Below are 15,250 nucleotides of genomic sequence, written 5' to 3'. Positions count from 1 at the left end.
TGTGACGACGCTCGCGTACACCGCCGGTCCCGTCGACGACTCGATCATGAACGTGACCGTCGGGGCGGCGCTGCGCCAAGCGGCGGCCAAGTGGGGCGACGCCGAGGCGCTGGTCAGTCGGCACCAGAACATCCGGCTCTCGTGGAACGACCTCGACGCGGCGGCCGACGAAGCGGCGCGGGGCTTGCTGGCGCTCGGTGTCGGCCGCGGCGATCGCATCGGCATCTGGTCGCCCACGTGTGCCGAGTGGACGATCCTGCAGTTCGCATCGGCGCGCGTCGGGTCGATCCTGGTCAACGTCAACCCGGCGTACCGCCCGAGCGAGTTGCTCTACGCCCTCAACAAAGTCGGCGTGCGCATGGTCGTCACCGCCCGGCAGTTCAAGACGTCCGACTACCACGCCATGGTGAAGGAGGTCCGCGGCGACGTGCCCAGCCTCGAGCGCGTCGTGGCTTTGGGCGTCGAGAAGACCGACGGTCCCGACGACCTGCTGTGGTCGGATCTGCTCGCCCTCGGGGCAACGGTGCCCGCCGACGCCCTGGCGCAGCGCGAGGCGCAGCTCGACACCTACGACCCGATCAACATCCAATTCACCTCGGGCACGACGGGTAACCCCAAGGGCGCCACCCTGACGCATCACAACGTGGTCAACAACGGCGCGGCCATCGCCGGCGTGCTCGGCTACACCACGGCGGACCGCGTGTGCATCCCGGTACCGCTGTACCACTGCTTCGGGATGGGCATCGGCAACCTGGGCTGTGTCACCACCGGCGCGACGATGGTCTATCCCGGTGAGTCGTTCGAACCGGTGGCAACGCTCAACACCATCGTCGACGAGGGAATCACCTCGATCTACGGCGTGCCGACGATGTTCATCTCGATGCTCGAGGCGCCGGAGTTTGCGTTGCTCGACACCAAGACGCTGCGCACCGGGATCATGGCGGGCGCGCCGTGTCCGGTCGAGCTGATGAAGCGCGTCGTCGACGAGATGCACGCGTCGGAGATGACGATCGCCTACGGCATGACCGAGACGTCGCCCGTTTCGACGGCGACGCGACGCAGCGACGGCCTCGACGTTCGCTGCACGACGGTTGGCACCGCGCTGCCCAACGTCGAGCTCAAGGTCGTGTCGCCCGACACCGGAGAGACCGTCGCCGTCGGTGAGAAGGGCGAGCTGTGCTCGAAGGGCTACATCGTCATGCCGGGTTACTGGGAGGACGACGCCGCCACCCGGGCGGCGATCGACGCCGACGGCTGGATGCACACCGGTGACCTCGCGGTGATGGACGACAACGGGTACTGCAACATCGTCGGGCGCGCCAAGGACATGCTCATTCGTGGCGGCGAGAACATCTATCCCCGCGAGATCGAAGAGGTGCTGTTCCAGCACCCGGCAGTGGCGGGCGTGCAGGTGTTCGGCGTTCCGGACGCCAAGATGGGCGAAGAAGTGGCGGCGTGGATCTCGCTGCGCGAGGGCGCGGCGGAGCCGTCCGAGGACGAGCTACGCACCTTCTGCCGCGAGCGCCTCGCCCATTTCAAGGTGCCGCGCTACTGGAAGTTCGTCGCCGACTTCCCGATGACGGTGACGGGCAAGGTACAGAAGTTCAAGATGCGCGAAGCCGCAGTTGAGGACTGGAACCTCCAGGACGCCACCAACATCGTCACCGCATAGCGCGCGGTTTCAGCCGCTCGTAGCGGGCGCCGCCCGGAATGAACCAGCCCGCCTTCTTGCGCACCGCCGGGTGCGGGTCGGCTTCGTGGGCGCGCCGCAGCGCCGCTGCCGCGTCTGCGTCGTCGTACATCCACTGCGCGATGACACCAACGGCCATCTGGCGCACGTGCTGATCGGGGTCTGACTCCAGGGCGCGGATCGCCGGCGGGAGTACCTCGCTGCGCTCGGGCAGTGCGCAGCCGCTTTCCTTGCAGCGGTCACACGCCAGCGAGTGCAGCGTCCACATCCGCACGTCCGGGTTGGCGTCGTCGATCATGGCGATCAGCTCGGGCCAGCTCTCCTCGTCGACGAGATGGTCGAGCACTTTGGTGCAGCCCACCCGGATGTCGTCGTTGTCCGAGACGAGACCGCGCCGCACCGCCGGGAGGGCGGCCGGCCCGCTGAGGACGAGGCGCCAGAACGCGTCCTTGGCGCGGTGCTTGACCGCCAGATCGGCGACCCAATTGTCGTAGGGCGTCACCGCACAACCGTTGCAAACCACGGCGTGGCCGGCCAGCCAATTCCGACGCACCGCGAGGACGCTCAAGCTGGCTATACGACCTCGTCTCGTAGTGGCGCCAGCACGACGCGCTGGAACACTGCGGCAAGCCCGAACCCGATCGCCGCGATGACGAAGGGGGCCCGCACCCCGAAGGCGTGGGCCTCGAAGCCGCCGAGGGCGGCGCCGATCGGGATCGAGCCCATGCCGAACATGCGATGGACCGAATTGACGCGGCCGAGGAGGTGATTCGGCGTCACCGTTTGCCGCAGCGACGTGGCCAGCACGCGCCACAACCCGTCGCCCAGCCCGATGACCACAAACGAGGCGATGGCGGCGCCGCCGTTGGGTGCGAGGGCCAGGCCGAGGGTGGCGAGCGCCCACATCCACAACATCACCGCGAAGCTGCCGCGCACACCGAAGCGACGCTGGAGCGGACCGATGAAGCGCTGCACCGCCACGGTGCCGACGGCGCCGGCGAGAAACAGCGCGGTGAACGTCGCCTTGCCGCCGTGCAGGCGTTCGAAGGCGTAGAGCACGAGCACGGCTTCGGCGGCGAACCAACAGATGTTGAGGCCGGCGATGAGGAGGGCGAGTCGCTTGAGCACGGCGTCGTGCCAGAGGTAGCGCACGCCGTCACGGATGTCGTCGCGCAAGCGGGCGCGCGTCGGCGGCGGCGCATGGTCGTAGGGCAGCCGTGCGGCGAGGATGACCGATCCGCCAAACGACACGGCGTCGGCGAGAAACGGCATCGACGGCGCGACCGCGAACAGCGTCGAGCCGATCGGGGGACCGATGAAGGTCTCGGTGGCTGCTTGCAACGCCTGCGTGCTCGAGTTGAACGGAACGATCCCTTCGGGGCCGACGACCACAGGAATCAGCGCCTGGGACGCGTTGGCATGCAGTACCTCGCCCGACCCGAGCACAAACGCGCAGGCGTAGAGCGCCCACACCCGCGCGTCGTGCGCCAGCACGAGGGCGGCGAGCATCGCGACCACCACGCCGCGCACGCTGTCGGCGAGGACCATGAGGAGACGCCGGTCGACGCGGTCGGCGACGGCGCCGAACGGCAACGACAACACGAGCCACGGGGCGCGGCTGGCGACGGTGACGCCGGCGATCGCCACCGCGTTGCGCGTCAGCGACGCGGCGAGCAGCGGGAAGGCGGTGAGGAACATGCCGTCGCCCGTCGACGAGATGGCGACCTGCCACCACAGGCTGCGGGCTCCGGTTCGCGGCACCCGCCGATTCTGGACGAGAGAATGACGGGGTGAATCCGAAAAACGCGGTGGTCGTGCTGCTCGACAGCTTGAACCGGCACATGCTCGGCGCATATGGCGGCGACGAATTCGCTACGCCGAACCTCGATCGGCTGGCGGCGCGCAGCGCGCGCTTCACGCGCCACGTCACCGGATCGCTGCCCTGCATGCCGGCGCGCCACGACTTGTTGGTGGGCGCCTACGACTTCCTGTGGCGCCCGTGGGGCTCGATCGAGTTGTGGGAACGGCCGATCACGGTCGACCTCGACGACGCCGGCGTCACCACCATGCTCGTGTCGGATCACCCGCACCTGTTCGAGACCGGCGGCGAGAACTACCACGTCGACTTCCACGCGTGGTCCTACGAGCGCGGCCACGAGGGTGACCCGTGGAAGACGGCGCCCGACCCGTCCTGGATCGGCACGCCGGCGTTGCCAGCGCGACGCCGATCCGACCGCTTCTACGACGCGTCGCGCACGTACTTCCGCGCCGAGGAGGACTTTCCCGGTCCCAAGGTGATGCGCGCCGCCGTCGACTGGCTCGACACCAACGTGGGGCGCCACGACCGCTTCTTTCTCTTCGTCGACGAGTTCGACCCGCACGAACCCTTCGACACGCCCGAGCCGTGGGCCAACCGGTACGACCCCGAGTGGGACGACGAGTTGATCATCTGGCCGCCGTACGCCACCAAGGCCGTCGAGCGGGGCGTCATCACCGAGCGCGAAGCCCGCCACATTCGCGCCAACTACGGCTCGAAGCTGTCGATGATCGACCACTGGTTCGGCAAGGTGCTCGACGCCTTCGACCGGCACCAGTTGTGGGACGACACCATGCTCGTCGTGTGCACCGATCACGGCCACTACCTCGGCGAGCGTGACCTGTTCGGCAAGCCGAACGTGATGCAGTACGAGACGCTCGGCCACATCCCGCTGCTCATCGCGTGGCCGGACATGGAGGCCAAGACGGTCGACGCGCTCACGACGACGGTCGACATCCACGCCACGCTGCGCGCCGTGTTCGGCGCCGATGCGCCGCACCCGACCCACGGCGTCTCCCTCGTGCCACTGCTCGACGGCGCGGGCGAGAGCGGCCGCGCCACCACACGGGACTGCGCCATCGGCGGCGTGTACGGCAACTGGGTGCAGGTAACCGACGGCCGTCGTAAGTACGCCCGCAGCGCGGTCGAGTCCAACTTCCCGCTGTCGATGTGGTCGAACCGCTGGTCGACGATGCCGACGCACTTCCGCAACGTCGGCCTGCCCAAGCCCGACCGCCGCGCCGTGCTCGACTTCATGCCGCACTCCGACGTCCCCGTCATCCGCCAACCGTTCCAGCCCGGAGACATGCTGCCGTTCTGGGTCGCCGGACCGGTCGACCGCCACCACCTGTTCGACCTCGACAACGATCCGGCCGAGACCGAAGAACTGGCGGGCGCGGGGAGCGTCGTCGAGAAGGAGATGGTCGACATGCTCGTCGCGGCCCTCGACGCCGTCGACGCGCCCCGCGAGCAGTACGAACGTCTCGGCGTCGGTTAACCCGAAATATCCGGGACCTCCCGGATGCGTAACAAAGCCCGTTGTCTTACGTTCTCCTCCTGCGGGGCACGCACAAATAACAGAGGAGCTTTCGGGTGGGACGACGCGCGAAGGCTCTCGGGGTTCTGTCCATCGTCGTGTTCGTGCTGGGGACGCATGCGCCGACGCAGGCCGCGGGGCCAAATGGGTTATCGCTGGGCATAAGCGGCGCCAATGGGACAGGCACCGCCGAAGTGCCCGGCGTGGCGTGTGCCGATGGCGGGTCGGGTGACAACTGGCACTACTCGTACGCCGCCAAGGTCCCTGCGGGAGTGTTCACCGCGACCCTGCCCGCCGACGTGCGCCTGGGTCTCAACCTGCACGCCGAACCCGACACGCTGACGCCGGCGCGGACGTATTCGCACGCCTTCCTGCTCCGTTCCGAAAGCGACACCTGGCTCACAAACGCCCACGGCGCGCTGCGCCTGGCCATGACCGCCGGCAGCGGCACGTGCGCCGACTCGCCCCTGGACTTCGACGGCACCACGGCGTCGGGGGCGGGCGCTTGGGTGGTGGCGGCCGGTACCGGCGCCTACCGCAACGCCTCGGGGAACGGGACCTTCGTCATGCGCGCGGCGGTCGGCCCGGGCGCCGACAACGCCTTCAGCCTGAACATGCTCGGGTCGATCGCCGTGCTGCAACCGACGATCAGCGTGCCCGGCGCCACCGCCCACTGGGACGGTTCGCTGCACCTCAACTACCTCAAGCGCGTCCTCACCGTCACCTACGCCGTCGCCAACACTGGGCCGGGCGACGCCTTCGGCGTCAACCTCATCGGCGTCGAATCGCTCACCCCGGGCGTCACCGCGCAGTTCGCGCCGGGCAGCAGCCGGCGCGTCGGCGACATCGCGGCAGGCGCCAGCCGGTCGGTCTCGGTCACCTACACCACGACGACGGCCAATCCACCCTGCGCTCTCCTCGTCGTGGGCTGCGTGGTGCAGGCCCGCCTCACGTTCCAGGTGCCCGACGCGCTCGACGTCAGCGCCGCACCCGCCCCGTCCATCGACACCGCGGCGACGGCGCCGCTGCTGCCATGACGCAGCGCCTGCAACGCCCCATCACCGCGGCCATTCTCACCACGCTCGGCATCGCGCTGGCGCTGGGCATGCTCGGCGACGGGCCGCGACTCAAGCGCGCCGTCTACGTACCGCTGCCGCTGTACTCGATCGACGCCGTGTCGGGCTCGCACCACGCCAGCCTGCTCAACCTTCCGCTGGGCCAGCCGGGCGCGCCGGTCGCGCCGATGCCGGTCGACGTGGACGGCGACCTGCTGCCCGACGTCGCCGTGTCGGTCAACCTGGTCGACATCGGCGGTGTCAACGTGCCGCCGAGCCCGCAGATTCTGGCGCCGACGATCCGCATCGACCGTCTGCTCACGGCCGTGCTGACGAACAAGCCGTCGCCGCCGCTGCGCATCACCGCCAACCTGCAACTCGTCGACGTCACCGGCGGCAACCCGGCGAGCACGTTCAAGTTCGGCTACGACACGGCGAAGAGCGGTTCTATCCCCGGAACGTTCTCCGCCGTCGTGCAGGGCCTTACGTCGGGATTCGACCCGATGACGGTCAACATCGACACCAAGGGCACCATCCGCGGCGCCGACCCCGGCCCGACGCACTACCAGGGCCCGCTCACGCTGCTCACCGGCTTCGACGAAACTGGTGCGAACCCGTCGACCACCGCGCTGCAACTGGCCTACTCGCCGTTCCCGAACAACGTGAGCGTCGGCCTCGAGTCGCTGCCCGACGGCGGGCGGCGGATCACCTACAGCCATGGCCTCCACACCGACGTCGACCTGACCACCACGCTCGACCAGGTCAGCAACCACGGCGACGACGTCACCCACATCGTCGGGCGCATCGACCGATTGCCGCGCAACGCCGTGCTCGACCTCAAGTCGGGTGCGGACTCGAGCGGGGCGTTCGCCCTCACCACCAACCCCGACGGCCGCCTCCCCGACGTCGAGGTCAACATGCACAGCAAGACCTCGGATCGGCTGCTCAATGCGCGCGCCGAGATCGACGGCGTGCCGAGCCATATCGAAGGCGAATGGGCGCTGCCGCCCGACACCGACCCGCAGGGCAAGGCGCGCCTGCGCTTCGAAGCACCCGACGGCATCGGCGCGGTCGAGGCGACCGTCAACGACAGCGACCACCCCACGCTCACGCCGTTCGTGCCCACCGAGTCGCAGTACGTGAACTTCCAGCAGACGAGCGACGAGAAGCTCATCACGGGGCGCGTCGAGAGCATCAGCCGCGTCGCCTTCGACGAAGTCGACCGCGGCTTCGACGCCAGCTTCCGATCCGTGACCGGCGGGCGGCCCCTCCAGCTGCACGCCAGCGAGCGCGGCGACCAGTTCGTCGAAGCGTCGAGCCTGATCTCGCAGCTCCCGAGCGCCATCGACGTCCACGTGCGCAAGGCCGGCAGCGACGAGACGGCTGATCCGATGAGCGTGACCTACGACGCCAGCACGCCGGTCGACGTGCAGGCGGCGCTCGAGTTCCACGACACCGACGCGGCGACGACGGCCGTGTGCGGCGACGCGTTCACCACGTGCGCCGACCTGCGCGTGCGTCAGGTGCCGTCTCATATCGAAACGCGCGTCGCCCAGGCGGGCCCGCAGATGAACGTCGACGTCGAGTTGCCCCAGCCCAGCGGCCAGGCGCCCGACATCGTGGCCGACGTGACCCACGGTGCCGACAACGGTGCCGCCGACGCCCGGCCGATCGTGGCGCACCTCGACGCCCTCGGCGTCTCCTCCGCCATGCACGCGGTGTTCACCAAGGGCGCCGACGGCACCGTCGAGCAGGCGAGCTTCGACACCGACAACCCGATCCAGGTGTTGGCGTTCTCGGTCGCCGACTTCCTGGCGGCGCACCGCCCCGCCGACATCCCGCCGTCGCTGCCGATCGACGGCAACGGCGCCCGCGTGACCGCGCGCGGGCGTGACTCCGGCGTGGTCGACTTCGAGGCGATCGGTCGCCTTGTCGACGTCGGCGGGTTCCGTTACTACGACAAGAACCTCTTCGGTCTCCACACCCAGGTCGGTGGCAACGCCGACCTCAACGTCGACGTGGACGCCCGCAACGTGGCCTCGAGCGCCGACCAGCGCGTTGACGTCGTTGGCCACGCCCTCGTGCACCAGGTGCCGTCGACGCTGGACATCTGCTTCCGCCCCGACGGGCTGTCGAATGACCCCGGCGACTACCCGGTCGACAACCCGACGCTTACGCCGTGCGTCGACAAGCAGCCCTTCGACCCCGAAGTGAAACTCGACAAGTCGCCGTTGTCGATCGCCTACCGCGCCAGCGCGCCCATCGACCACATCGAGGGCAACGTGCACGTGCGCGAGATCGGCGACACGCTCGCACAGGACCACGTGACCAACGGGTCCTTCGGCGCCGACGCGGTGCCGCGCGCGCTGAACGTATTCGTGCTGCCGCCGCGGACCAAGAAGAACCCGCTGGCGGCGCAGTTCGACACCGGTGGGTTCGACCCGCCGGGGAACCTGCACGCCCACTTCGAAGACCTGTGGGGCGACCTGCAGTGCGAGGACCCGCGCATTCCAGCCGAGGGGCAGCACGCCACGTGCGCCACGGTCACCGTGCCCGAAGCGCCGGGCAAACTGCGCCTCGACTACAACCCCGACCAGGCAACCGACAACTTCTCCGTCACAACCGATCGCCTCATCGACGTCAACGGACTGCAGATGTCGTCGGTCGAGCGCCAGGATCACAAGGACGCGCCGGCGACGGCCAACGTACTCGTCCTTACCGCCGACGTGCAGCAGATCGGCAAGTCGCTCACCGGCACGCTGCACGCGCCGGCCCTGCCCGACGACGCGCCTAAGACCGCCGAAGCGCCGCTGGCCGTCGACTTCACCGCCACGCCGCCGATCCACGCGATCGACGCCCACGTGCGCACCTACCTCGGTCCGGATCCCTTCGAGACCGACGGCGCCCCGGCGCAGCGCGCCGGGCTGCCCGCGATCGATCCGTCGTTCGACACCGTCACGTTGTTGCAGGCGGGCGACGCCCTGCGCAGCGACGTCCACGTCACCGACTTCAGCGGCATCGGCTACCGCACCGGCGTCGACACCGACGGCTTCCGCTACCCGTCGCACTTCGTGGACCTGCGCCTCGGCGCCGGCCGCAGCGTGCGCGCCTACATCGACACCGGCAGCGCCACGACCAACACCGAGAACGGCGCGGCGCGCGCCGACCGCACCATCGTCGACCTCACCGCGCAGAACCTGCCGGGCGACCTCACGGCCTGCTTCCGCGGCCAGGTGCCGGTCGACCCCGTGGCCCACCCCGACGCCGCGTCGTACTGCGACAGCGCGGCGGGCGACAAGGGTGCGTTCCAGTTGACGAGCGATACGCCCGATGGCGGAATCCGCCCGTCGGTTCACGCCTTCTTCCGCAGCAGCACCGACAGCGAAGCGAAAGTGATGTCCGGTCGCCTCGACGTCGACGCGCTGCCGCACGAGCTCGACGGCGTCATCGGCGACGGCAACGACGGCAATGATCAGATCGACGATGACACGACCGCCGTCGTCCAGGCGCTGCCGGACGCGCTCGGCACGATCGACGCCCACTTCGCCACCTTCGACATCAACGACGAGGGTTGGAGCGACGCCGATCGACCGTTCTTCCGCATGGCCCCGCCGAAGGGTCCGTTCCCGGTAGCCGACGTCGCCGGGCAGCAGGTCCAGATCGGTGCCAGCGGCGACGGCTTCGAAGCCCGGGCTCGTCTCGGATCAGTGGGCGGCGCTCCCGGGTCACAGCTCAAGAAGCTGTCGCTGTCGAACACGTACTGTCCGCAGCCCGCCGGCAAGGACGACTACCCCGACTACCGCGACAACCCGTCGTACGCCACGACGTATACCTGCGCCCAGCTCGACGTCCAGCCGATCGGCGGCGCCGATCCAATCGCCATCGGGCTGATCAAGGACAAGGCCGACGGCTCGCGCGTCGCGCTTCACGACGCCGGCCTGTCGAATGTGCCCGACCACGTGCAGGTGACGATGGTCGACACGTCGACGACCGTGCCGAAGGCGAACGACCCGAACGAACCACTGCGCGAACGTTGCGGCACCGTGGGCACGCGCGCCCGCGACGACAACGCCTGCTTGCCGCCGCAGCTGCGCTTCGACGCCACCGGCGCGCCGAACGCCGTGCTCTGGGGCGTGCTCGACAAGGGGACTGAAGGATCGATCGCCGGACTCGGCGGGGTGGCGGCGACGCTCGTACCCGACGACCAGCAGATCGACGCAACGCCGAATCAGAACGGCTGGTCGGATGGGACCACGTTCGAAGGCCTGCGCGCCAAGATCGCCACCGTCGGCACGGAGCCTGATCCCGCCGTGCGCGCCGCCCTGCGCCTACCGCTGCCCGGCTCGGTCACGGTGTACCCGGTGCAGTCGTGGCAGCAGGAGGTCAACACGCCCCGCCAGGGCGACACGCCGGCGATCGTCGGCAGCGGGCGCGACCTGCGCGTCGGCTACGTCGCCCGCACGCCGGGCGGCGCCGTGCAGGACCTCGGCCGCCTGGCGGTGCTCTACATCGACGACGCCGGCAACCAGACGCTGTTGACCGACACCGCGGCCGCGCAGCTGAAGCAGCCGGCGGGCGGCACCGATTACACGGACCTGCCTCCGTCGGCCATACCGGGCGAGCTCGACGTCACCGTCAACCTGCGGCGCCAGAAGGTATGGGGCAGCACGTTCGTGAACGTCGTCGGGCGCGTCAACAAGAACACCAACCTGCGCCTGCAGATGCAGAACGCTCCCGAGGAGGAGCCGAAGCCGACCAACATCTTCGAGTCGCTCCCGACGCTGCTCAACCAGCGCCCGGAGCATCCGCTGCGAGTCGACGCGTCGATCGTGAACCTGCCCGGGCCCGCGCCCGGGAGCGCGGACGACGGGTCGCCCACCTTCAAACTGCGCGCCGAGATGTTGCGCGCCGGCGACGCGCAACCCGGTGATCCGCCGCCCAAGCCCGACGAGTGCGGAGGCTTCTTCACCGACCACGGCTGCGTGCAGAACAACATCGCGCTCGACGACCTCCAGGCGGTGTTCAACTTCGCGCCACCGAACACCGTCGGCGCCCGCTTCGTGAAGGCGGTGTTCGAGCAGGACGGATCGACGACGGGCGTCGCCATCCAGGCATTCAAGGACGTGAACCCGCCCGACGACGCGACGCCCGACGGCATCGTGACGGCACAGGTGCTGGCCAAGCTCGACCCGTTCAACATCGTCCAGAACCAGGAGGAGTACGTCCTCAACATTCACACCGAGATCAAGTCGACGCTGACTCCGGTGATGCTGCTCGACCGCGTGTCGGACGTGAAGATTCGCGGCGTTGGTGCCAACCTCGGGGTGCAGCGCGTCGCGGGCCTGCCCGATAGCAGCGTGCGTTTGATTCCCCTGCTGCACCTCGATTCGCTGAACGCCAACGTGTCGCTCGACGTCTACATCGGCACGATTCCGCTGATAGGCGTGAAGTACATCGGCGGTACCGGAGACCTCGTCAACATGAAGTACTCGACCTGCGACGACAACCCGGCGCCCGTCACCAACCACGGCGACTACTTCAACGACACGTCGGGCTTCGCCGTGGAAGGTGCGCTCATCTCCGATCTCATCAGTGACGCTGCGCCCGACGCGCTAACGGTGCATCCGGGCGAAAGTGCCACCGTGCTCACGATGCCCGATGACGGGCTGGCGTCGCCCTTCGTCATCGACGTGCTCGGCTTCTTCCCGATCTCGCCCGCGGGCCCGCTCATGTCGATCGTCGAGCATTGGCAGCTGTGCAAGAAGGTGCCGACCAATGACCTCATCGGCCAGTTCCATCCCGGTGATCCGCTGCCCTTCGCCGGCCACGCGATTCCCGACGTGCCGCTGTCGAAGAACGTCGACGAGGGCGCCGGCGATCCGATCCCGGTCGTGCCGAGCTCGATCGAGGCCGGCCAGACGGTGACCGTCGACGGCTGCCTGAAGCGATACACGAGCCTCGATATTCACGGCACGCTCAAGACCGTCAACTGCGACACCCACCTCTTCGCCGACGACGTCCACATCTACCCCGGCGGCAAGATCGAAGGGAACAACAACGTCACTTTGTTCGCCGACAGCTTCACCGTCGACCCGGGCGGTCAGGTGGTGATGAACAAGGGCAACCTCGAAGTCGACACGTTCGGCGATCTCCGGGTCGCCGGCGCGGTCAACGCCAACGGGTCGTCGACGACGGCAGGCAGCACCAACGGCTTCGGCGGTGGCGGCCATATCGGCGAGGGCGGCGAAGACGGCAATCACTTCCCCGGTGGGTCGTCGTTCGGCAACATCGCGGCGAACGACCCCACGACGGAAGCCGGCGCCAATGGCAACGGACCGCAGCAGGCGTTCGTCCTGCCGGGCGGAGGGGGCGGTGCCGTCACGCTGAGCGGCAAGCACCTCGTGGTGAGTGGCGCCGTGACCGCCGACGGCACGAACGGACCCGATAGCCAGACGACCTATCCCTACGGCGGTGGCGGCGGCGGCGCCGTCGTGCTCATGGGCGAACAGGTCGACCTCGGGTCGGGCAGTGTGCACGCCAACGGAGGCAACGGCGGCTGCGGCGAGACCATCCCCGGCAACTTCGCCACCTACACCGGTGGCGGCGGTGGCGGCGGTGGCATCGTGAAAGTGATCGCCGGACTGCTCAGCGGGCCGACGCCGCCGACGCCGCAGCCCGGCGCCGGCAGCGACTGCAGTTCGATCGTGCTCGACCCGTCCCTGGCCCAGCCCGGGTTCCCCGGTCAGCCTGGTCTGGTCGAGGCGACGTTCGCCGGCAAGAGCGACCTCGATCCCTTCGCCTCGTACTGGCACAGCGGGGTCGTCAACGCCTACGTGACGGCGCAGGCGCCGACGAGCACCTTCACGGTGAACGTGTGCGGCTTCAAGAAGGACCAGCCGGACGGCACCGACCCGCAGCCGATCGACGATCCGCACGCCATGGACGGCGTCGGCCCGGCGAGCGACGCCAATCCGTGTGGCACACGCTTCGGCGCCCACATCCCGGTGCTCGGCGCGCTCCAGGTGACCAACGCGACGAGCGTCTCCCATGCCCTCGTGCAACTCACCAACATGACCGAGGGTGAGTGGGTCCTGTTCACCTCTGCCGGGTCGAGCAGCGTCGCCGGCCAGGCGTGCCCGCCGACCAGCGGGTCGCCGCCGAGTCAGTGCCGCTACGAGCCGGCGCCGTCGTTCGCCGACGACCTCATCGGCGTGGACAACACCGCGCCGGTCGTTACCGATCCGATCGTGGTGGGCGGCGGCCGCTGGGCGAGCGGCGGCGACCACTACGTGTCGTTCACCGGCACGCGTGACATCACCATCGCCACGAGCGCTGTCGACCAGACGGACAAGGCGAACCTGTCGTATTTGGGTTGCGCCGAGTCGCACGCCGACGCAAACGGGAATTCCCTGGGTGACTTCGTGCTGTCGAGTTGCGTCAACGACGGGCAACCTCATGAATTCCACCTGCAAACGTCGGGCGACGGCGCCAAGACGATCCGGGTGTTCGCCGTCGATCGCGCCGGCAACGTGTCGACGCTCGACACGACGGTGATCCTCGACCAGACGCCTCCGGGCAGTCAGTCGTTCATCAACGTGTTCCCCGATCCCGACGGTGCCAACGGGTGGTACAAGACACCGCCGAACTTCTCGCTCATCGGTTCTTTCGACGGGTTCAACAGCGACGGTAGTGAGGGCTCGGGAGGCAATATCCCGGCGTGGGCGTACCGCGTCGACGGCAACGACGAGAAGCCGTGCCCCGATCTCAACGTGTGCAGCGTGTTCGGCGAGATCCCGGCCAGCGGCGTCCACGTCGTGCACTTCACGCCCATCGACCGGGTCCAGAACCGTCTCTACGACGACAAGGACCCGGCGACGCCCTCGCCGATGTTCAACTCGGCGCCGATCAAGGTAGACCACGTGGCGCCGACGACGGCGTTGCTGTCGTCGCCCGCAGCGCCCGACGGCGAGCACGGCTGGTTCGTCACCGCTCCGTGGGTGACGTTCCTCGGCACGGACAAACTCGACGGATCCGGCCTGTCGGGCGGCACCGGCACTGGCATCTTCTACAGCGTGAACGGCAGCACGCCGACGGCCTACACCGCACCGTTCAAGCTCGGCGAGGGTGCGAGCACGGTGTGCTGGAGCGCGGTCGACGTCGCCGGCAACGCGGAGAGCCAGCAGTGCCAGACGTTCAACGTCGACACGCACGACCCGTCCGTCGCCATCGCGGCGGTGCCCGCCGCGCCCGACACGAACGGGTGGTACACCGCGAGCCCGACGTTCAGCGTGTCGTCGACCGACACGACGGCGGGTGTCGATCCCACGTCGCTCGTCGTGTCGGTCGACGGCGGACCGTTGTTCACGCCGACTGGTTCGCAGTCGATCCCCGAAGGCATCCACGACGTGCGCGCCCGCGTGCGCGACAACGCCGGGCGTTACTCGGCCGTCGCGCTCTCGACGTTCCAGGTCGACCTGTCGACGCCCACGGTCAGTCACCGCATCCTGCCGCCTGATCCCGCGCAAGCGGGCTGGTATCGAAGGTTGCCCCGCGTGGCGCTCGTCGCCAACGACGGCGACCAGAGCTCCGGCGTCGACCACATCGAGTACCGCATCGGTAACGCCGGCAGCTTCGTCACCTACACCGCTCCCTTCGAGCTGCCCGAGGGTCGCTCGACGGTGACCTACCGCGCCGTCGATCGGGTCGGGCACGTGACGCCCGACCACAGCTTCGGTGTGGCGGTGGACGTGACGTCGCCGGTGGCGAAAGCGCTCACGACTTCACCGCAAATCTGGCTGCGCCACCTCGGGCTGCTCGGGCTCGGACCCAAGAGCGTGAAGCTGAACTATTCGGTGATGGATCCGAAACTGCCAGGCCTTCAGGTCGAAAACGAACACCGGAACCTCCACGTGATCGTGATCGTCCACGACGCCCTCGGTGACGCGGTGCGCCGGATCGACGCCGGCACCATCGTGGTGGCGCCCGGTACGACGTACAACGGCTCCGTGCAGTGGGACGGCACCGATCAGAGCCTCACCGGGTTCCTCGGCGTCGGCACCTACTACTACCGGGTCATCGCCAGCGACGAGGCGGGCAACTGGACCGAAACGGGGGAGAGCCAGCCGTTGCAGATCGTGCTCTGAGCGCGTCCC

General features: G+C 68.8%; 6 protein-coding genes. 4 read left to right on the top strand and 2 right to left on the bottom strand.

What is annotated here, in order from left to right; all coding sequences use genetic code 11:
* The first annotated feature begins 1 nt into the window (after position 1).
* On the top strand, positions 2–1,672 hold the full coding sequence (locus VHC63_07760; protein HVV36487.1) for an AMP-binding protein: 1,671 nt from the start codon (positions 2–4) through the stop codon (positions 1,670–1,672).
* On the opposite strand, the gene VHC63_07755 is transcribed toward VHC63_07760, so the two are convergent.
* Positions 1,662–2,192: a HEAT repeat domain-containing protein gene (locus tag VHC63_07755; GenBank protein ID HVV36486.1), complete on the bottom strand. Its 531-nt coding sequence runs from the start codon at positions 2,190–2,192 to the stop codon at positions 1,662–1,664. The two genes, VHC63_07760 and VHC63_07755, sit on opposite strands and share 11 nt — an antisense overlap.
* A 71-nt stretch (positions 2,193–2,263) precedes the next feature.
* Positions 2,264–3,451: an MFS transporter gene (locus tag VHC63_07750; GenBank protein ID HVV36485.1), complete on the bottom strand. Its 1,188-nt coding sequence runs from the start codon at positions 3,449–3,451 to the stop codon at positions 2,264–2,266.
* Between the two features lie 29 nt (positions 3,452–3,480).
* Here VHC63_07750 and VHC63_07745 point away from each other — a divergent pair, with 29 nt between their 5' ends.
* The 3 genes from VHC63_07745 (at position 3,481) to VHC63_07735 (ending at position 15,241) form a co-directional block, all read left to right on the top strand.
* The gene (locus VHC63_07745) at positions 3,481–5,004 is read left to right on the top strand and encodes a sulfatase (protein ID HVV36484.1); all 1,524 of its coding nucleotides are present in this window, start codon (positions 3,481–3,483) and stop codon (positions 5,002–5,004) included.
* Between the two features lie 95 nt (positions 5,005–5,099).
* Entirely contained in the window at positions 5,100–6,080 is a 981-nt protein-coding gene (locus VHC63_07740; GenBank protein ID HVV36483.1) for a hypothetical protein, read from the top strand.
* A complete protein-coding gene (locus VHC63_07735; GenBank protein ID HVV36482.1) occupies positions 6,077–15,241 on the top strand; it encodes a hypothetical protein in 9,165 nt (3,054 codons plus the stop codon). Before VHC63_07740 ends, VHC63_07735 begins: the two co-directional genes overlap by 4 nt.
* Positions 15,242–15,250: the final 9 nt, after the last annotated feature.

This window comes from Acidimicrobiales bacterium (assembly GCA_035546775.1).
GTDB lineage: Bacteria > Actinomycetota > Acidimicrobiia > Acidimicrobiales > JACCXE01 > JACCXE01.
This window is presented reverse-complemented; position numbering and strand designations above follow the sequence as displayed.